The sequence below is a fragment of the Bacteroides timonensis genome (assembly GCF_000513195.1).
Classification (GTDB): domain Bacteria; phylum Bacteroidota; class Bacteroidia; order Bacteroidales; family Bacteroidaceae; genus Bacteroides; species Bacteroides timonensis.
This window is the reverse complement of record NZ_CBVI010000057.1, coordinates 72,798-92,710: the sequence shown is the minus strand read 5'-3', so window position 1 is coordinate 92,710 and position 19,913 is coordinate 72,798. Positions and strand designations below refer to the sequence as shown.

Sequence of the window (19,913 nt, the reverse complement as noted above, 5' to 3'; positions counted from 1 at the left end):
ATAGTGTTACTAAACTATGTTATGTAACACATCACGACTAACAGAAAGATTTTCTTAACTTTACAGCGTAAATCACTAATCTTTAAACTTACAATGAAAGCACTGCTATCCGTCACCACGCTGTTGATTCTTCTATTGTTCAGCGGATGCCAATCCAATGGTGCCTCGCACAGGCAACGGCCATTGATCGGCATATCCTGCTCCCACCCCAATGATTATTCGACTGCCCGAATGACTTACACAGAATCTGTGATACAAGCCGGAGGTACCCCGATGCTCATCCCTATCACAACGGACAGTACGGTGTTGGCGGATATCGTCAGCCGGCTGGATGCAATTATATTAATAGGAGGGGCTGACATTCACCCTTCTTATTATAATGAAGAACCTATCGAGCAACTGGGGGAGGTTGATTCGCTACGCGATGTTTACGACATCGCCCTGATTCGTCTTGCAGCACAGCGCAATGTACCGATGTTAGGCATCTGTAGGGGTGAGCAATTGATAAATGTAGCGTTCGGCGGGACACTCTATCAGGACATACCGGCACAATACCCGGACACTACCGTACGACATAATCAAAAAGAACCGAGCAGCGTGCCCACGCATACGGTTCATCTCCTGCAAGGCTCCACGATAGCTCAGATTACGGGGCAAACGGAGCTTTTCACAAATACGCATCATCACCAGGCGGTGAAGCTGGCAGCACCCGGTTTCCGCATCACGGCATGGGCCACGGATAGTATTCCTGAAGCCATTGAAAATATCAATGGAAAGCCCATTTGGGGAGTACAGTTCCACCCGGAAGCATTAACAGTAGCAGGCGATAGTATATCTGCCAGGTTCTTCCACTTTCTGGTTGATAAAGCGGCGGCATTTCGAAGGAATAAATAAACCCGGTGCCTACTCATCCCGAAAGGCATAGGCAAGGCACTTTTGTTTCTCAGTTAAGGCACTCTTGTTTCTCAGGCAAGAAACTTTTGTTTCAGTGGGAAGAAACAAAATGAAACAAACAAGAGCCTGACAAAGCTAAAGTATCTCTCCTCCTAATCACAAGAAAGGGCGCAATCTTACGACTACACCTTTACTTTTATCAATAGACTTATTTCATAAGATGAGGCCATTATTATAATATAGGTACGCGCGTGTATCACATATAATCCAACTTAATCACGATCACCCTTATATCCTGATCTTCCTTATCCGTAGCTATCTTTGCAATATGCCAGTCGGACGGGAAGAACAAGAAAAACTCACCGGGAACAGAGTCGATAAAGGTAGTTTTTTCCGGATCAAAATCATAGTGAATAACATCTTTCTTCTCGCTATATTCGCAATTAGCCTTTGAAGACTCATGATCCAGCAATGCAAAACGTTCCGTTCCTTTCACCACATATTGCAAATCTATATGTTTCCGGTGTGATTCGGATGTCCGCTTCTCTAACGGTTCATTCTTACTATCTTCAACAGAAACCACAAGTGACGTTCCTTCTATCGGATGTTTTCCCTTCTCGATAGTAGTCAGGTCGTGCGACGCCAACCAGCGAAAAGCCGCCTTCCATTGTTCCGGATTCGCTTCGTACTGCGCTTTGAATTCCGCTAAATTCGTAGAAGAATGGGGCTTCGCCTTCAAACCTTCACTCCAGACTTTCGATTTTACCCATTTTTCAGGCGAGATACTTTTTACTTTCTTGCCACTTTGAGCAGAGACAGACAGACAAACCGCAAGCATACAAGCAGTTGCCAATAACCATTGTAAGTGTTTCATGTTAATGTTTTCTATAATTTCGTTTACTGACTACAAAGATATAAATTATAAATCGTATTAAATTGAAACATCTGTCTACCTATATTGAATTATTTGTGGAACATTAAATGATAAGTCGTTCTTATCTTTGCAACAGAAATTAATTCGTAAACTAACAATAAACCATTCAAATCATGAGAAACATTTTCTGGAGTATGACATTAGTTGTTGCCTGTTTGTTTGGAGCCGCTACAGCGCAAGCCCAAAAACAAGTAACCACCAACAATGCCATCGTACCGGGTGAAGTATGGAACGACACCGACGGTAACCCCATCAATGCACATGGCGGCGGTATCCTCTACCATGAAGGAACGTACTACTGGTACGGTGAGTACAAAAAAGGTAAAACCATCCTGCCCGAATGGGCCACATGGGAGTGTTACCGCACGGATGTAACCGGCGTGAGTTGCTATTCATCCAAAGACCTGCTGAACTGGAAGTTCGAAGGTATCGTGCTTCCCGCAGTGAAGGACGACCAAGGCCACGACCTGCACACCAGCAAGGTACTGGAACGTCCGAAGGTGATTTATAACCCAAAAACCAAGAAATTCGTGATGTGGGCACACGTGGAAAGTGCCGACTACAGCAAGGCATGCGCCGGAGTAGCCATCAGTGACTCCCCTACCGGAGAATTCACCTATCTGGGCAGTTTCCGCCCCAACGGTGCCATGAGCCGCGACCAAACCGTATTCGTAGACGATGATGGCCGTGCCTACCACTTTTATTCGTCAGAAAACAATGCAACGCTGTACATTAGCGAATTAACGGACGATTATCAAAGACCGAGCGGACGCTACACCCGTAACTTCGTCAAGGAAAGCCGCGAAGCTCCCGCCGTCTTCAAGCGTAACGGAAAATACTACATGCTCTCTTCCGGCTGTACCGGTTGGGATCCCAACCAGGCTGAACTGGCTGTGGCAGATTCCATTATGGGTGAATGGAAAACAATCGGCAACCCTTGTACCGGAACAGATGCCGACAAGACATTCTATGCTCAAAGCACTTACGTGCAGAAAGTTATGGACAAGAAAGACATGTACATTGCCATGTTCGACCGCTGGAATAAGAAAGACCTGGAAAACTCACGTTATGTATGGCTTCCTTTCTCCTTCGAAGGTGATAAAATCACCATTCCCTGGCGTGACAAATGGAACTTCGACAGCTTTGCCGATCAAGGTCGTTTTGAAGCCGGCAAAGGAACTTTCCTGCTAAATGGCAAACCATTTGTAGTTAAAGCCGCCGAACTGCACTACCCACGCATCCCGAAACCTTATTGGGACCAACGCATCAAGTTGTGCAAAGCACTGGGTATGAATACCGTTTGCCTCTATGTGTTCTGGAACTCTCACGAACCGCAACCCGGCGTATATGACTTTACGGAGCAAAACGACCTGGCCGAGTTCTGCCGTCTGTGCCAGCAAAATGATATGTATGTCATCCTCCGCCCCGGACCGTATGTTTGCGCCGAATGGGAAATGGGTGGTCTGCCGTGGTGGCTGCTTAAGAAAAAGGATGTACGTCTGCGCGAATCCGATCCTTACTTCATTGAACGTGTAGCTCTGTTCGAAGAAGCCGTAGCCAAGCAAGTGAAAGACCTGACGATTGCCAATGGCGGCCCCATCATCATGGTACAGGTAGAAAACGAATATGGATCTTACGGAGAAGATAAGGGTTATGTATCCCAAATCAGAGACATCGTACGTGCCAACTTCGGAAATGACATCGCTCTGTTCCAATGCGACTGGGCCTCTAACTTCACCCTGAACGGACTCGACGATCTGATCTGGACCATGAACTTCGGTACAGGTGCCAACGTCGACCAGCAATTTGCCAAACTGAAACAACTTCGTCCCAACAGTCCGCTGATGTGTTCTGAATTCTGGAGCGGTTGGTTCGACAAATGGGGTGCCAACCACGAAACGCGTCCTGCCGCTGATATGATCAAAGGTATCGATGATATGTTATCGAGAGGCATTTCATTCAGCCTGTATATGACACACGGAGGTACGAACTGGGGACACTGGGCAGGCGCCAACTCTCCCGGCTTTGCACCCGACGTGACGTCTTACGATTACGATGCGCCTATCAGTGAATCCGGTCAGACAACTCCTAAGTATTGGGCGCTGAGAGAAGCCATGGCGAAATACATGGATGGTGAGAAACAGGCGAAAGTACCTGCACTGATCAAACCTATCAGCATCCCTGCTTTCAGATTCACAGAAATGGCGCCATTGTTCGAGAACCTGCCCACAGCAAAGAAGGATGAAAACATCCGCACCATGGAAGAATACAACCAAGGCTTCGGAAGCATCCTCTACCGCACTACCCTGCCTGAATTGAAGTCGCCCGCTACCCTCACAGTGAACGATGCGCACGACTATGCACAGGTATTCCTAGACGGGAAATACATCGGCAAACTCGATAGAAGAAACGGTGAAAAGCAATTGGTACTCCCCGCCTGCGTCAAAGGTTCTAGACTTGATATTCTGGTAGAAGCCATGGGTCGCATCAACTTCGGTCGTGCCATCAAAGACTTCAAAGGAATCACGAAAAACGTAGAACTTTCTATGGACATCAACGGATATCCTTTCGTTTGCAACCTGAAGAACTGGGAAGTTTTCAACATTGAAGATACCTATGAATTCTATCAGGGCATGAAGTTCCAGCCGATAGAGTCATTGACAGACCGTCTCGGACAACGTATTCCGGGTGTTTACCGTGCTAAATTCCAGGTGAAGAAACCGAGCGATACTTTCCTGAACTTCGAGACATGGGGCAAAGGATTGGTTTATGTGAACGGTTATGCATTAGGCCGTATCTGGGAGATCGGTCCTCAGCAGACTCTTTATGTACCGGGATGCTGGTTGAAGAAAGGTGAGAATGAAATCGTAGTTTTCGATATCGTAGGTCCTAAAGAAGCTAAGTCCGAAGGTTTAAGTGAACCGCTCCTTGACCAGCTGCTTGTACAGAAACCCTTGACACATCGCAATGAAGGCGAAAACCTGAACTTGTCAGGTGAAAAGCCTATATTTACGGGAAGTTTCAAACCGGGTAACGGCTGGCAGGAAGTTAAATTCAACAAACCGGTCACCGGACGCTATGTTTGCATTGAAGCATTAAACTCACAGGATGGAAAAGACCTGGCTTGTATTGCCGAAATGTATTTCTTGGACAAGGATGGTAGCCGTCTGTCCCGCGAGCCTTGGACTGTGAAGTATTCCGACAGCGAAGACGTAGCTCACGTCAACCGCTCTGCCGACAAGACTTTCGATCTTCAGGAATCCACCTATTGGAGCACAGAGAAAGGTAGTCCTTATCCGCATACGATTGTAATCGATCTGGGCGCCAGTCATGCATTGACAGGTTTCCAATGCTTGCCCCGAATGGAAAGCGAAGTACCGGGAGGCATCAAGGATTTCAAGATTTATGTGAAGGGGGAAAACTTCAAATACTAATCTGTTTCACCCCAGAGTAATACGGAGTCCCACGGAGTTCATTCATTTGATTTTAAATCAATAGAACTCCGTGGGACTCCGTGCTACTCTGGGGTGAGATCTTAATAGAGTATCACCTGGTCCAGCACCACTCCTTCATCCAAAGCCGTAATAACCAACTTATGAGAAGCCTGTTTATTAATCGGTAAAGTCACTTTCCGAATAGCCTGATTACGCAATACATTCTCTTTCCATTCTTCGCTGCGTCCTTTCGTCTCATAAGATACCGTTTGCGGAATAGCCTCATCTACAGATATAGCGAAACGAAGCTGTTTCTCATCCAGTGGATGACTTGGCAATAGTCTGATTTCAACTTCAACAGAATCTTTTCCATAATCATCAAAAGCGAAGGTCAGAGAAGAACCTTTACGGATACCCGCCGCTTTTCTTTCATACCCCAAGCCCTCGCACGGAACAGGTTTCCCATACGTACACTCCATAGCATTCCATTTGCAGAGCATTTTCCGGTCTGTCACCATAGGCTCGGTAGCGGCAGTATGCTCTACACGCTTGAATACCGGCAACTTACGGGGTTGAAAATCCATCATGCGGTTCCATTTGCCATTCTGCAATGAATTATATTGCTGCGTCAAGGATGTAATGCTGTCAAAGGCAGCATCACTTTGTTTCCAGTCAGCCTTAGAGTGACGGGCAAGCTGGGCAGTCAGAATTTTCCGATTCATTTGTGCAGCGGCCTGCACCGGATATTTCACAAGCTGGAAGTAAGCATCCTGCCTGTCCGCCGGAATGTTACTCTCCATTCTCTCGACAACATCGGACAAGACGATATAAGATCTCAGACGCTCACTAATGGTTTGCTCGCTCCAAGGCAGATCTTTAATTACCTTGTATTTCGGATCACGCTCTTCTTCACGCGTATTTCCCATAAATTCGGGCTTACGGATGTAAGATAGCTGGTAATGTGCTTCCATGGCAGGCAACAGTTCCTCAGCACAATTACTTCCAAATTCCCGCTCCAACCAGGATTTCAGATGGGCAGTGACTCCTATTTCGTTCACTTCATCTATGTTCCACGCCATATCCAGGAAAAGCTCTATCTGATATTCCGCAGGCTTGATATCACCTACATTCAATACCCATATCTTCTGAATGCCACGGTCGTAAGCCAACTTCATTTGTTGATGGAGTAGATAAGGACTGAAAGTTCCCAACCAAAGATAATCGTGAGGACGGCCCCAGTAAGATACATGGTAATAAATACCGTTACCTCCTTTACGGGCACGCTCTTCCACCGTCGGGAAGTGACGGATATACCCGTAATTATCATCACACCAGATCAACGTTACATCATCAGGCACTTGTAAGCCGGCATTATAAATATCCAACACCTCTTTATAAGGAATAAATGCTTGCGGAATAGCTGTAACATCTTTATTGACATACTTCTGCAAGAGTCCGCGCTGATCTTTAAGCACACGTTCCAATACAGCTTTCTGTTCTGCTACGGTTTTGGCTCCCTGCATCTGTCCGTCGTGTACACCACGCATACCCAAAGTATAGATATTACCTTGTTGAGCAACCTCTTTCACCCGGTCTTCCCAGAATTTATAAACAGACGCACTATTATTCACATAGTCATAATCCCCCTGACCGCGACGGCGCCACTCACCGGCAGCACTACACACCATCGGCTCGCAATGCGATGAACCTATAAAAATACCATATTCTTCCGCAACTTTCCTGTTTCCCTCCGTTAGGAAGAAAGGCAAAGTACATTCGTGCATCGCAGGCCAATAGGTATTGGCACGTAAACGCAGCAACAGTTCAAAGATACGTGCATTCGTCTTCGGACCGATATGTCCTTTTATATCCGACGGTTCATACGTCTGACTACTCCAAGGCATCAATCCCCAGTCTTCGTCATTGATAAATATACCCCGATATTCCACGGAAGGCGATTGCAATGTCTGATACTCTGCCGACAGCACAAAAGAAGTCTTCTTCTCCGGTGTTACATCCGCCCACCATTCCCAGGGAGATACACCTATCAGGCGGGATAATTCCATGATACCGTAAGCCGTACCATGCGGATCACTACCTGCTACCAGCAATTTTCCATCCGGCAGAACCTGCAAAAGGAAAGCCTGTTTCTTGCCTGCCAAAGCACTTATGTCCGCACTCACAGCTTTCAGCAATGGGCTTTTTCCAACCGTACCTACTATGATATTCCCTTGTCGGACATCTACGGCGGCAGATGCAGAAAATACCGATTGATAATCACGTATAAACAGTTTCAATGCAGTTTGCACTACCTTCTCTTCCGCATTATCACAAGCCAACTTGATCGGTTGGTCGGAACGCAGACTAAACTGTGCACAACAAATCTGTGTCACCCAAAGAAAAACTAAACCTATAAATCCCTTCTTCATATATTTCAATTTATTTTTCAAAGATATATTCTATACATTTCTTCAAAAACTGATTCTATTATCCTTATAATCGGCCACATATACTTCCGAATCATCGTGCCGGACATAAGGTGCCAGTGCCGGAACAACCTTAGCTACAGCTTCCATAGCAATGCCAGCCACTATCTTTCCACCATAAATATTCAGATGCGTATTGTCTATTTTTCCTTTTGGACAAAAATCATAAATCCCCGCAGGTATCCACATAAAGAGGCTTTTTGATTTTTCTACGCCCATATTGACCACCAGGTCATGCGTCAGTTTATTCAGATCGACAAAAGGCACGTCCATTTCTTCAGCTACCCGGCGGGGAGAATTCAGATACTCTCCGTGTGTATCCACAAGCACATTCCCTTCCACCTCATAACTTCCTTTAGGCTCCGTCACCCCTTCGGGAGGAAAGTTTCTCCGTACAATGGAATTAAACAGTACAGGATAAGCCCCCTTTTCGCGGGTTTCTCTTACGAAACGACGCAGGTTATCATCGAATGTAGTTCCCGGATCGGTATGCAATTTTTTGGAAGCTTTCTCATCATTATGTCCGAACTGAATAAATACATAATCTCCCTTTTTCAATTGGGCAAGCACCGCATCCCAACGCCCTTCATTGATGAAACTCAATGAACTCCGTCCATTCATGGCATGATTGTCCACTGCGACATCCTCCGTCAGAAAACAGGGAAGCATCTGTCCCCAACCACGTTCCTGGTTACCATTCTTCAGGCTTTTGTTAGCCATAGTAGAATCGCCTATCATAAAGATGGTGATAACGTCCTTCTTTTCCGTTATAAAGGCTGAAAAGAGTAATATCACACAGAGTGCAAACAGTAGTTTTATTTTCAGATTTTTCATGCTAAAAAAATTTCAGTAAAAATAAGTAAGTTCATAGATACGGCGTATGGAGCTACGTACAATTAGATGTATTATCGTACATAAAGAAGTACCTTTTTTCTATAATCCCTTATTGACCAACAGATAATAGACTAACGCCCAGTCCTGATCATTCGCATAAGGGTCGTAAAATTCCGCCTTCACACCGTCAATCTTATAGGGGTACATATAAGCACAAGACGCCTTCCCATCTTCGAAGAAAAGACAGAGATTATTCCTCACTACATTTTCCGCACGCTTCTGATAAGAGCTATCACCGGTACATAACGCATAGTAATAATACACCGCACCGGTTATCGTACTCCAATAATGGGGAAAAGTATCACCAAACAGTTCACGTTTGCCAAACCAATGACCATCCCAATGACGAATCGCAACTTCATTCAGATGGTAGCTGGGTTGGAAACCATTGAATGCTTCCAGTACAGGCATTTGCCGTTTCACTTCATCCAGATATTTCTGACTGCCTGTCTCCAGATAAAGCTGTGCAAGGAATTGGATGGCAGGAGCCACAATGCTTTGCTCATAATTTACCTCATGCGCAGGGTAATTCAAACCATTTTTTACAAACACATCACCTGTCTTTATAAAATCGTTCCGCAAATCCGTGTATTCTTTCTTCATTCCGGCTTCTTTCAGGTTTTGTAGTCCCAACCGAACAGGAATGCCTATTGCATAAAAGCCATAACCAAACTGCTGGAACATAGATTTCAGAGTCTTATAGCCATCAGTTACAAATTGTTTGTCGCCAGTCACTTTATACATCTGAAAATAGAGTTCTGCTACCCACATATAATTATACCCACGGTTGCGATTCTTCTGGCCTACACTCGAATAGGTTACGTAATTATCCGTTTGCAGTTTCCGGCGTACAAAATTAGCGTACCTCAAAAGAGATTGCTTTAATTCCGGGTCTTTAGTCAGCAAATACTGTTTTGCCAGTAATACCCCCATACCCAGGCGTTCCGCTCCTTCATCGCGATCCACCGGATTACAGTTTGGCGTATCATTCAGATAAATGCTATCACCTTCATTATCATAAACCATATAAGCCCCATCACGCAAATCAGACGGATTGTTCATCTGTTGACGGGTACGAATAAAATCGACACGCTTTCGGATTAAATCAGCCATATTGCTGATGACCAGACAGTCTGCATGAGTTTGCTTATTTCCATTGTAATAGAAATCAAAACGTACCTCTCCAGCCTGTTCCATCGGTACTTCCACAAAACAAAGATTCCCTTCCTGCTTTACGGGGACAGGTACTCCATTCATTTTAGCGGTACACGCTTTCAAAGGTTCCAGACTCCGACATTCCACACGGACTTTCTCTCCTTTCTCAAACACATATTTATTACAGGATACAAGTACACTCCCTTTTTCCAGAAGCTTACAGCGGAAATCATCATTCCCATTGTGAGCAAAGATATGCCACTCTAATGAATAGCTTTCTCCCGGCTGCAACAACAAATCCGGTAGATCCAATGCAATGATACCTCTTGTCTGTGAGTTTGCCTTTTTACGTCCACGTTCCCAGATTTCATAGTTCCTGATAGCTCCGTTCGTCACCACCAGTCCCAGATGGGGAGTAAAAGCTCCCATACGGATAGCATTGACATAGGCAGCACTTCCACCTTTCCAAATATGCGTATGAGCACGGGAATTAATGCATTGTTGTGCATCCGGATAATTATCATTGAAAGGAGTATAGATAGCCACATCATATAAAGACACAGGTTCTTCTCCTTCATTGGTAAAAGAATATTCTTCTACCAAATCGCCCTGTTTTATTTCTCTTTTTACCAGAATGCATATATCACTTTCACGATATAAAACCTTCATTCCGTCAGGACTGATTTCCACAGGTATCCTCCATTCCCGCTTTACAGTTTCCCTTCCTTTAACCACCGTAAAGTATCCCAATCCCCAACCATAGTTATCTTTAACCCAGGGATATTGAGTCCCATCAGTTTTCACTACCCAGTTCATACTACGATTATCGCCCTTCAAGGTCAGTTCACTAATGGCACCGGTAGAGGGATTAATACGCATCTCCACAGGAAAATTCCCGGCAGATAAACAATTGACTGCGATCAACAGACAAACAAAAATTCCGATTCTTTTTATCAGTTCGTTCTTCATGGCAATAGTTATGGCTTTTAATAATTTGGCTCTCTATTCTTTTTTGACTTTTCAAAAATAATAAATACTATCGACAGTCACAAAACTATTGTCACTTCCATAAACAGCCTTTGTTTTATCAGTCCACACAGGCATAATACCTGTCACTTCTATTAATAAGGTATAATTATCTTCCGGCATTTCCGGAGTCATGATACGAATTGCCTTTTCCGGATATTTACTATAAAAATCCACTAAAGAAACATATACCGTATCCTTCTTTGCATCCAGCAAACTCACTCTTGCATATCCGCTATGAGGATTCGATTCCCCGATCACCGCAGTATGAGTCCCTTTAAAAGGAATACTCAGAACACTGCCCTTCACATTCGACAGTAACCGCCCGTTGTCTTTCTCCCAGTCGGGTGTAAATTCCATCTTTGAAACAGGAATCTGCTTTCCTTTGCGTAATGCATCTACAGGTTTCAGCCGGTTGATATCCCAGCATTGCCAATATTCCGGAATGGAAATATGCGTTCCATCCACTTGCAGAGGCATCCACACATAAGTAGCGGCCGAGGCCTGATGAGGATAAGACCAACGGTCGCCCATAAACATCGGGATTGTATCATTCCCTCTTTTCAAAGGAAAAACAAAAGTACTTTGTGAGTTATAAGTCAGTTTTCCTTCGGGACAAAATAGTCCTTGCTTCGTCCATGGGCCTTCAATCTTCGGTGCTGTAAAATAGAAATTATCATTTTTCTCCCAACTGGTCAGATTAGAGTACAGCATATAATACATGCCATTTTTCTTGAACATGGCAGGCGATTCACCCGAATCTTTTATATAAGCAGCTTCCGCCTCAACCGAACAATAATCGTCACTCAAACGATAGATAGGTCCATGATGAATCAGCAGATATCCCTTACCGTCCGTATCTTGAAATGTTCCCATATCCCAACGTTTCACAGGCTTACCTTCATAGAGCAGCGGCCCCTGCAATTTATATTCCCCATTGATCGTGCTACAGGTAGCATAGCCTATGTATGGGTCCATATAACCTAAATCATCAGCATGCATATACATGATATACTCTCCGGTAGAAGGGCATTTCATCACCTTCACACGCTCACCTACACGATCAGGCCCCAGTATTCCGTCAGATTGTACGGGTAACACTATCCTTTCGAATTTCCAGTTCACCAAATCATCCGAAGAGTAGCAACTAAATCCCGGAAAGGCATTGTTTTTGTCCGATTTATATTCCCCGAAAAGATAATATCTGCCGCCGTCTTCCACGATACAGGCACCATGTGCATTGACTATATTGCCTTGATCGTCAAACCAGGGGATACCATTATAAACAATTTTTTCAGAACCTTCATTGAAGGCGTCCGAACAGCCTACACAAAAAAAAGCTAATAACAATATTAATTTCACCATATCAATGTTGATTAATAAACCCATTAATTTTATCGTCTTTAGTGCTCGGAGAATGAATAAGTCACATTCCTTTCCGTCACATTTTCCGTATTATCTATCTTTTTCACAAAATCTCTCACTTCATTTACATGCACGTCTTCAATCACTACATTTCTGGCCGGCAGCTTCGCATCTCCTTTCAACTCATAGATGGCATCGGCCGAAGTACACACCACATTTTTCATGTAAATGCCATCAATGCGCGTAATGCGTTCTTCATACGTAGGCACAAGGTCTTTCCATTGGTAAAGCACATCCGTATCTATCTCAAGTACCCGCTGTACATGGCCGGCCCTGATATTCTCCATGTGAATATTTTCCACAAATGCTCCCCGGCGGTGGTTGGTTTTCACAAAGAAAAGTCGCCTGACAGATTGCGGCACCTTACAATCATGCATATACACATTCCGAATGCCTCCTGATATTTCACTACCGATACCCAGTAAAGTATGCCCTTCCACAATGTTACAATTACGGATCACTATATTTTCAGTTGGTATATTCAGTCGCCATGCATCCCGGTTGCGTCCTGCCTTGATAACCACCGCATCATCTCCCTGATCGAAAGTACAGTTTTCTACCAAGAAGTTACGGGTCATTTCCAGATCGATTCCATCATTATTGTGACCGTGTGCTTTTACATCCAGATTCCGTGCAATGCCGCCATCACACATGTAGATATGAATAGTCCAAAACGGGCTTTCCCTAATTTTAAATCCGTCAAGCAATACATTCCTGCAACGGTTGAAATGTATCAGATGCGGACGAAGATTGTTTTCTCCCACCGCCATTTGCCGCTTCTCTACGGGAACATCCGTAGAGGCCATCGTATAGAGCTCTTTCAATGCATTCAAATGGGCTTCCGGACGTGCAAACCACACTTTCCAAGTATCCATTTTAGGTTTCAGCATGCCTTTTCCGGTAATCGCTATATTCTCACAACCAATAGCATAGACCAGCGGAGAGTAATTATAACATTCCATACCCTCCCATGAAGTCATTACAGCAGGCAGATAATCAGATGGATTGTCCGTAAAACATAACGCAGCATTTTCCGATAAGTATAAGTTGACATTACTTTTCAAATGCACAGGACCGGTCAACCATTCTCCTTCAGGAATTACAACTCTGCCGCCACCTGCTTTATGGCAGGCATCGATGGCTTTAGCTATGGCAAAGGTATTATCGACTTTTCCTCCTTCTACAGCACCATATTCTAAAATAGAAAAATCATTCTGAGGATAGATAAACTCTTTTATCGGATCCATAGGAAAAGGAGCATCAACATTCACCGTAATATATTGTCCGAAAACCGGGAATAAAGAGGCCATAAATACACCTAACACAGATAAAGCCCTTTTTAAGAATTCTTTTTGCATTCTCGTCTTATTAAAAGTCATAAATAGCTTTTAAAAAGGTCACTTACATAAAGGCAAGTGACCTTTCTAGAATACTCATCTCACCTATCCCTATTTATTGTTCAGCAGGAGTATCAGCAGCAGTTTTCCAATAAGGATTTTGATAAATAGGAGAACTTTCAATCGTTACTCCATCAGAAGCCGTTATCAGAAATTGTTTGGCCATTATCGGCTCCAAATAATGAGCCATTTTCCACTTATAGCCTCCATAGCACTTTTGAGTACTGGTTCTACGATAAGGACGAAGATACTCACTATCCGACTTCTGTGATACAGTTGCATTAGCAGAACCGTCTGCCACCAAACCATTGTACCATTCTTCCATCGGTGTATTCCAGAGGTGCATACCTTCGGGAATATAAGGGGTTGAAAGCATCTGATCCATAGCTCTCCAACGGCATACATCCATATATCGTAAACCTTCTGAAAGGAATTCCGAACGGCGTTCGCGACGGATATTATACAATGTTTTGTCTGTCAAAAGCCGTCCTGCTGAATAAGCTCCCCAGTCATTTTCCGCTTCTTTTGCCATATCAGTAGCCATAATTGTCGCATCAATATCTTCGCTGACATGAGCGCGACGACGAAGAATCTGCCAATATTCACGTGCAGTACCATCCAATGTCCCATTCTTTTCATAACTGGCTTCCATATAATTCAATAATGCTTCTGCCGAACGATAAAGCACTACCCCTACAAAGCCAGCCCACACATCTTGATAGTGCTTAACATCGAAAGCACCCCCTTTTCGTAAAAGATAACCAGTGGTTGCACGTGTCTGATTGGCACCATCTGTGATTCCCGGATAAGGTTCAGTACGATAAAAAGTACTAAGTGGGCTTGTTCCATCAACAAGAATATTTTTCTGTCCCGGCTCTTTCAGGAAAACAGATAAGCGGGAATCTCTGTTGGCACGGACATCAGCTATTGTTTTGTCTCCTTTATAAACTCCATTACCATCGGAATAGGAACCGTTCTTATAAACAGGCGTACCATCCGCCATCAGGAAATTCTGCACGCAAGCACGAGTTATGCCTAAAGCCCAGTTACCCTGATTGGCACCGACACATATCCCATGTGTAGATACGCCATACGTATATTGCTTCCAAAGCAAAACTTCAGGATAGGAAGAAAGATCTTCCACTGCATACATTTCATAAAACGGGTTTTCTGAATCTCCTGAATTTTGTTGCAATGTACCTGTATTAGCAGTTAACGAATTCTTATACTTCTCAGCTACTTCCTTCGAAGCTGAGATAGCCTCATCAAGAAAGTAATTAATTTCATTTTCAATACTTCCACTCGGATACTGATAGTTGGCATTATATTCTTTTGATTTACCCGGCCAGCCTTCTCCATTGGGAACAAATGCAGTACCTTTAAAATATTTCAGCCATGTACCTTCATAAAGAGCTACACGAGATTTTATCAAAAGAGCCAGATCGCGGTTAATCCGAGTAGTTACCATATCTTTCCCATTCATCAAAACAGCTGCCTTATCTAAATCTGACAGGATGAAGCGTGCAACTTCGTTACGTGGCATACGCTTACTGGCCTCAATCAGTGCCGTTTCATCATCCGGCAGAGGTTCGGTAATGATAGGGAAGTCACCGAAATTTTGATAGCGTTTGAAATATTCGAGCGCACGCAAGGTATACATCTCTCCGATATAATGTTTGATACTCACCAAATCACCCGAAATTGTATTCTGTGAACCACTTAAATCTTCCCCGAAGCGAGGTAATACTTCCGAAAAGAAGAAATTCAATCTATAAATTGTTTCAAACGACCAGTTTCCTTCCGAATACGGAACCTTCCACTGGCCTTCAAAGAAACGGTCGGGAGCCGTCTCCGGTATCTGATTGTCAGTATACTGATCGTCGGTACCGTAATATCCATAATTACTGCCCGGAAGAATACGGGGATATATCTCGTCCGCATAGGCTTGCAACTGGGAAGCTTCCGTAAAATACTTATCCGGATCTACAGAAGATTTCGGTTCACTATCCAGAAAATCATCACAAGCCGTGAGACCCATAGTGAAGATTGCAGCTAAAGCTATTCTATATAATGTTTTCATATTACTAATCTATTTAAAAAGTTAAACTTAATCCGAATGACCATGTACTTGACAACGGATAAACATTTCCTCCGACACCTCCGGTACATGTTTCAGGATCAAACACATCAAATAAGGAAGTGAAAGTCAGCAAATTCTCACCTGAAACGAACAAACGACATTTTGAAATACCGGCTTTCTTGGTCCATGTTGCAGGCAGGGTATAGCCTAATTGCAAATTTTTCAAACGCATATATGCCGCATTCTGCATGTAACGACTCTGTACACGCTGGTTTTTACCACCATCTGCATAACTTAGAAGAGGACGGGGAAAATACGAATCTACATTTGCCGGGATTTCATACCCTTCCAGTCCAACCGACTCTGCGCGGAAATAGTCATTGTGTTGTACAAATCCGCGTATATGCCATTCACTTACATTACCGCGAGCACCCCAGAAGTAACCACCCGCATTATCATTGTTCGTCGTAGAGTCACCTCCAGCCCAGAAATCATGTTTCAATACTCCTTGCAGAAAACAACGGAAATCGAATCCTTTCCAATCAGCAGTAAGGTCAATCCCAAAGAAATAGTGCGGATTGGCATCACCCAGTACTTTTAAATCACCATGGTCATTCAATGTATTGGCTCCTGTAGAAATTTTGCCATCACCATTCAGGTCTTTATACATGATATCACCGGCTCCCCATTGTGTTCCGATAGCACTTTGTCCACCATTGGGCAACGAAGCAATATGCGCATCCATTTCAGCTTGTGTTTTAGCTATGCCAATTGTTTCAAATCCCCAAATCTGATTTATTTTCTGTCCGGCGATATACGACCACTTTATACCTGTATTGGAACTTCCCGAAGTCAATGATCCGGTTTTATTACTTGGATAACTGTCTATGTAGGTCTGTTGATCGGACAACGATACGCTGACACCATAATTCAATCCATTCTTCAGGCGATCTCTCCAAGCAAGCGAGACTTCCCAACCTTTTGTTTTAAGATCACAATTATTCGTTTGAGGTGCTTTAACTCCCAAAGTCAAAGGTAACTCCGGAGCATCGCCCACCATATCTTTCGTATAACGGATAAAGTAATCGAACGAGCCCGTCAGACGATTGTTGAAAAGACCGTAATCAAGTCCAATATCCCAAGTCCGTACTTTTTCCCAAGTCAAAACCGTACTGATCAGGTCACCGACTCTTGCCGTATTGGGTTTTGTCCCATTTTGCAACCATCCTCCATCCAAGATACCTAACGTCATAGTCCGGTAAGTAGGATACCACTGATTCGTATTTTGATTACCCAGCTGGCCATAAGAAAAACGAAGCTTTAGCAAGTTTGCCACATTTTGTATGGGTTGCCAGAACTTCTCCTGTGCAATATTCCAACCTAAAGAAAAGGAAGGAGACCACTGCCATCGGTTACCACGACGGAAACGGGAAGTTCCATCATAACGAATATTGGCTTCTGCCAGATAGCGCCCTTGATAGTCATAATTCAAACGTCCGAAGAAACCGGCAGTAGCCCATCTGTTACTATAACCATGTACAGTAGCATCTTTGGACAGGCCACTGTTCAATTGTCCGTTCGTCAGGTCAAATTCGGGCATATCTGCCATTATCAATCCATTCTTAAATACATTCAAATCGCTTTGTTCCATCTCTTCCGCCTGGAATCCAAGCATTATTTTTAAATTATGGGAATCATTGAATGTACGTGCGTATTCGCTATAAACGTTCAGATTCAGATAATTTTCCTTCTTATCCTCCTGATACAACCCCGAATCTTTTTCGCGATAGAGTTCGGTTCCGGTGGGTCCCAATTGATAGGAAGGCAAAGTTGTTTCTTTAACTTTCTGGTTCATGATACTATAGTTGAACTCCACATTCGTTACCCAGTTCTTTATAGGTTCAAAGATAAGAGCCGCCTGATAATAATGGCGGTCCGTCTGTACATCACGTTGCCCACCCTGTTCCAGTTCCACAGCATTATAACCGAAGATATTACCACTTGGATCATACATAGGAATATTGGGCCAGTTCTGACGACCAAACATACGATAAAAAGTATCATTGAATTTACGCGGGCGCCAAACATCATTACGAGTAAAACGTGCGGTAAAGTTAAACTTCAACCAATCAGTCAGTTCACTGGTGAATTTACCGGTTGCATTGTAGCGTTTCATACCGTCTTCACCTATCTTCAATAAACCGCCCTGATCAAGATAATTAAAAGAACCATAATAGGTCATCTTCTCACTTCCACCCGATACACTCACATTGTGTTCCTGAGAGAATACCGTACTTTTATAAAGCTCACCATAAATATCCGTATTACCATAAGCATACTGCCACACATCATTCCACGCTGCGGGATTACTGGGACTGGGATCCATACCAGCCGTTAGTTTGCCAGACTGATAGTCAAGCATCTTCTGCATAGTTTCATTGGAGAACCTGACTGCCTTACCACTGTTCTTGAGAGATTCATTCATAAAAACAGCAAAAGTATACGAGTCCATAGATTCCGGTAACCCTATAGGGCTGGCTATACGGAAACTATTATTATAATTGATCGTAGCTTTTCCAGCTTTCCCCTTCTTTGTAGTAATAAGTATGACCCCAAACGGTGCCCGGGAACCATAAATAGAAGATGCAGCCGCATCTTTCAATACCGAAATGTTCTCAATATCCTGCGGATTCACAGTGTTAATATCCCCTTCCATACCATCAATCAAGATGAGTGGAGATCCACTTGAAGAACCAATAGTTCCGGTACCACGCACGGAAATATCCATATTTTGGTCCAAAGCTCCGGAACTAGTGGTAATTTTAAGTCCCGGTACTAAACCTTGCAGGGCTTGTGTCGCCGACGATACCGGACGAGACTCTAATTCTTTGGCTGTAGCAATCCCTACTGATCCGGTCAGATTTACCTTCTTCTGTGTACCAAAACCCACGACTACAACTTCTTCAAGCATTTCCGTATCGTCTTTCAGAGTTACATCTATGACTTTACCTGTAACGGCCTGTACTTCCTGCGTTTTATAACCAATATAGGAAATAGCGAGTGTTGCGCCCGAAGTTACCAAGAGGGAAAAATTACCGTTTATATCGGTAATGATACCATTAGAAGTTCCTTTTTCCACCACACTTGCACCAATTACCGGTTCTCCCATTGAATCTTTCACAACTCCCGAAACCTTAATTTGTTGCTGAACGATTTCCAGACTTGTTTCATTGCTTCCAGCCATCATCGAAAGAGGATGTCCTGCAATGAAACCAGTACAAAGCAACAAGGCTGCAAGCGCCTTCCGATTGTTCCTTAAAGAATTTGATTTCATTGTTTTTCTTTAAATTAGATAATTAAAAAGGTTAATTAAATCTCTTGAGTCTCCCCCTAAAAGGGATATGCAAATGTATAGGAACTAATTTAAAAGAACCGATGACAAATATTGCTTCGATAAAGGACAAATTCGTCATGCCCATTTTGTCACTCTTTTCTGACCATTTTACCCCGATTCTTAGCTCATAGTCTCCGGACTGCATAATCTGAATGGTAAACTACAATTCGTCCATAATGAAAGGAGACAAACTATAAATTGCAGTCTCATTTATATATTCGTAATCTACAAATATAAATTCGTAAATTACATTTTTATATTCGCAGACTAAGAATATACTTTTCTATTAACTTTGACAGGTTTTGTATAAAGAGAAAATAAGTTTTGTACGAATAGAGAGCAGATTTCTTCCCTATACGGAGCAAACAGGAAACATATAACTACTAAATAAATCTATTTATGGCTGAATATGAAATGCAGGAGATGAACCTGCCGAACAAAGACAGGAACCCCATACTCTATCCCCGCCTCGTACAATCCAGACAAGCAAGTACGGATTACATCGCAAAGATACTGTCCGAAAAGAGTTCATTTACCAGAGGTGACATCAAAGGTTTGCTACAGGAACTGGCCGATGAACTGGCTTACCAAATGGGACAAGGAACGGGAAACTGGAAAAGCAGATAACACCCGAAGAAATGCAAGAAGCATCGTAGTAGGCAGCATCAACTTCAGAGCAGAGAAATCATTGATTCACAATACCAATTATAACTATGATCTGGAACGTTCACAGTAGAAATTCCGCCGTTCCTCGTAGAAATGCACACCGGAAGAACGCCTGGAACGGGCAAAGC

General features: G+C 43.5%; 10 protein-coding genes and 1 pseudogene. 3 read left to right on the top strand and 8 right to left on the bottom strand.

All coding sequences use genetic code 11. The features are described 5' to 3' along the window. Window positions 1–93: 93 nt before the first annotated feature. Window positions 94–894, top strand: coding sequence for a gamma-glutamyl-gamma-aminobutyrate hydrolase family protein (locus BN161_RS11910; protein WP_044266364.1), 801 nt, complete (start codon window positions 94–96; stop codon window positions 892–894). Between the two features lie 256 nt (window positions 895–1,150). Here the strand turns inward: BN161_RS11910 and BN161_RS11905 are convergent, their stop codons facing one another. Next, the gene (locus tag BN161_RS11905) at window positions 1,151–1,768 is read right to left on the bottom strand and encodes a YhcH/YjgK/YiaL family protein (protein ID WP_044266363.1); all 618 of its coding nucleotides are present in this window, start codon (window positions 1,766–1,768) and stop codon (window positions 1,151–1,153) included. A 173-nt stretch (window positions 1,769–1,941) separates the two neighbouring features. Here BN161_RS11905 and BN161_RS11900 point away from each other — a divergent pair, with 173 nt between their 5' ends. Continuing rightward, the gene (locus BN161_RS11900) at window positions 1,942–5,262 is read left to right on the top strand and encodes a beta-galactosidase (RefSeq protein ID WP_044266361.1); all 3,321 of its coding nucleotides are present in this window, start codon (window positions 1,942–1,944) and stop codon (window positions 5,260–5,262) included. A gap of 101 nt (window positions 5,263–5,363) precedes the next feature. On the opposite strand, the gene BN161_RS11895 is transcribed toward BN161_RS11900, so the two are convergent. The 7 genes and pseudogenes from BN161_RS11895 to BN161_RS11865 form a co-directional block, all read right to left on the bottom strand. Next, window positions 5,364–7,691, bottom strand: coding sequence for a glycosyl hydrolase 115 family protein (locus BN161_RS11895; RefSeq protein ID WP_044266359.1), 2,328 nt, complete (start codon window positions 7,689–7,691; stop codon window positions 5,364–5,366). A gap of 90 nt (window positions 7,692–7,781) precedes the next feature. Next, window positions 7,782–8,582: pseudogene (locus BN161_RS11890) on the bottom strand (rhamnogalacturonan acetylesterase); the annotation flags it as partial. Between the two features lie 99 nt (window positions 8,583–8,681). Continuing rightward, on the bottom strand, window positions 8,682–10,766 hold the full coding sequence (locus BN161_RS11885) for a six-hairpin glycosidase (protein WP_044266356.1): 2,085 nt from the start codon (window positions 10,764–10,766) through the stop codon (window positions 8,682–8,684). 51 nt (window positions 10,767–10,817) lie between these two features. Further along, window positions 10,818–12,188 (bottom strand): family 43 glycosylhydrolase, encoded by a 1,371-nt coding sequence (locus BN161_RS11880; RefSeq protein ID WP_125910800.1) that lies wholly within the window; start codon window positions 12,186–12,188, stop codon window positions 10,818–10,820. A 38-nt stretch (window positions 12,189–12,226) separates the two neighbouring features. Beyond that, complete coding sequence (locus BN161_RS11875; protein ID WP_044266352.1) at window positions 12,227–13,606, bottom strand: alpha-d-galacturonidase; 1,380 nt, start codon at window positions 13,604–13,606, stop codon at window positions 12,227–12,229. Between the two features lie 94 nt (window positions 13,607–13,700). Further along, window positions 13,701–15,725, bottom strand: coding sequence for a RagB/SusD family nutrient uptake outer membrane protein (locus BN161_RS11870; RefSeq protein ID WP_044266350.1), 2,025 nt, complete (start codon window positions 15,723–15,725; stop codon window positions 13,701–13,703). Between the two features lie 13 nt (window positions 15,726–15,738). Next, window positions 15,739–19,059, bottom strand: coding sequence for a SusC/RagA family TonB-linked outer membrane protein (locus BN161_RS11865; RefSeq protein WP_044266347.1), 3,321 nt, complete (start codon window positions 19,057–19,059; stop codon window positions 15,739–15,741). A gap of 459 nt (window positions 19,060–19,518) precedes the next feature. On the opposite strand from BN161_RS11865, the gene BN161_RS31015 reads away from it, so the two are divergent. Beyond that, a complete protein-coding gene (locus BN161_RS31015) occupies window positions 19,519–19,746 on the top strand; it encodes an HU family DNA-binding protein (RefSeq protein ID WP_394332291.1) in 228 nt (75 codons plus the stop codon). Window positions 19,747–19,913 lie beyond the last annotated feature (167 nt).

What these genes read in the sequence shown, in the direction of transcription:
- BN161_RS11910 (WP_044266364.1), top strand. Translation starts at nt 94, where the DNA reads ATGAAAGCACTGCTATCCGTCACCACGCTGTTGATTCTTCTATTGTTC.
- BN161_RS11905 (WP_044266363.1), bottom strand. Translation starts at nt 1,768, where the DNA reads ATGAAACACTTACAATGGTTATTGGCAACTGCTTGTATGCTTGCGGTT.
- BN161_RS11900 (WP_044266361.1), top strand. Translation starts at nt 1,942, where the DNA reads ATGAGAAACATTTTCTGGAGTATGACATTAGTTGTTGCCTGTTTGTTT.
- BN161_RS11895 (WP_044266359.1), bottom strand. Translation starts at nt 7,691, where the DNA reads ATGAAGAAGGGATTTATAGGTTTAGTTTTTCTTTGGGTGACACAGATT.
- BN161_RS11885 (WP_044266356.1), bottom strand. Translation starts at nt 10,766, where the DNA reads ATGAAGAACGAACTGATAAAAAGAATCGGAATTTTTGTTTGTCTGTTG.
- BN161_RS11880 (WP_125910800.1), bottom strand. Translation starts at nt 12,188, where the DNA reads ATGGTGAAATTAATATTGTTATTAGCTTTTTTTTGTGTAGGCTGTTCG.
- BN161_RS11875 (WP_044266352.1), bottom strand. Translation starts at nt 13,606, where the DNA reads ATGCAAAAAGAATTCTTAAAAAGGGCTTTATCTGTGTTAGGTGTATTT.
- BN161_RS11870 (WP_044266350.1), bottom strand. Translation starts at nt 15,725, where the DNA reads ATGAAAACATTATATAGAATAGCTTTAGCTGCAATCTTCACTATGGGT.
- BN161_RS11865 (WP_044266347.1), bottom strand. Translation starts at nt 19,059, where the DNA reads ATGAAATCAAATTCTTTAAGGAACAATCGGAAGGCGCTTGCAGCCTTG.
- BN161_RS31015 (WP_394332291.1), top strand. Translation starts at nt 19,519, where the DNA reads ATGGCTGAATATGAAATGCAGGAGATGAACCTGCCGAACAAAGACAGG.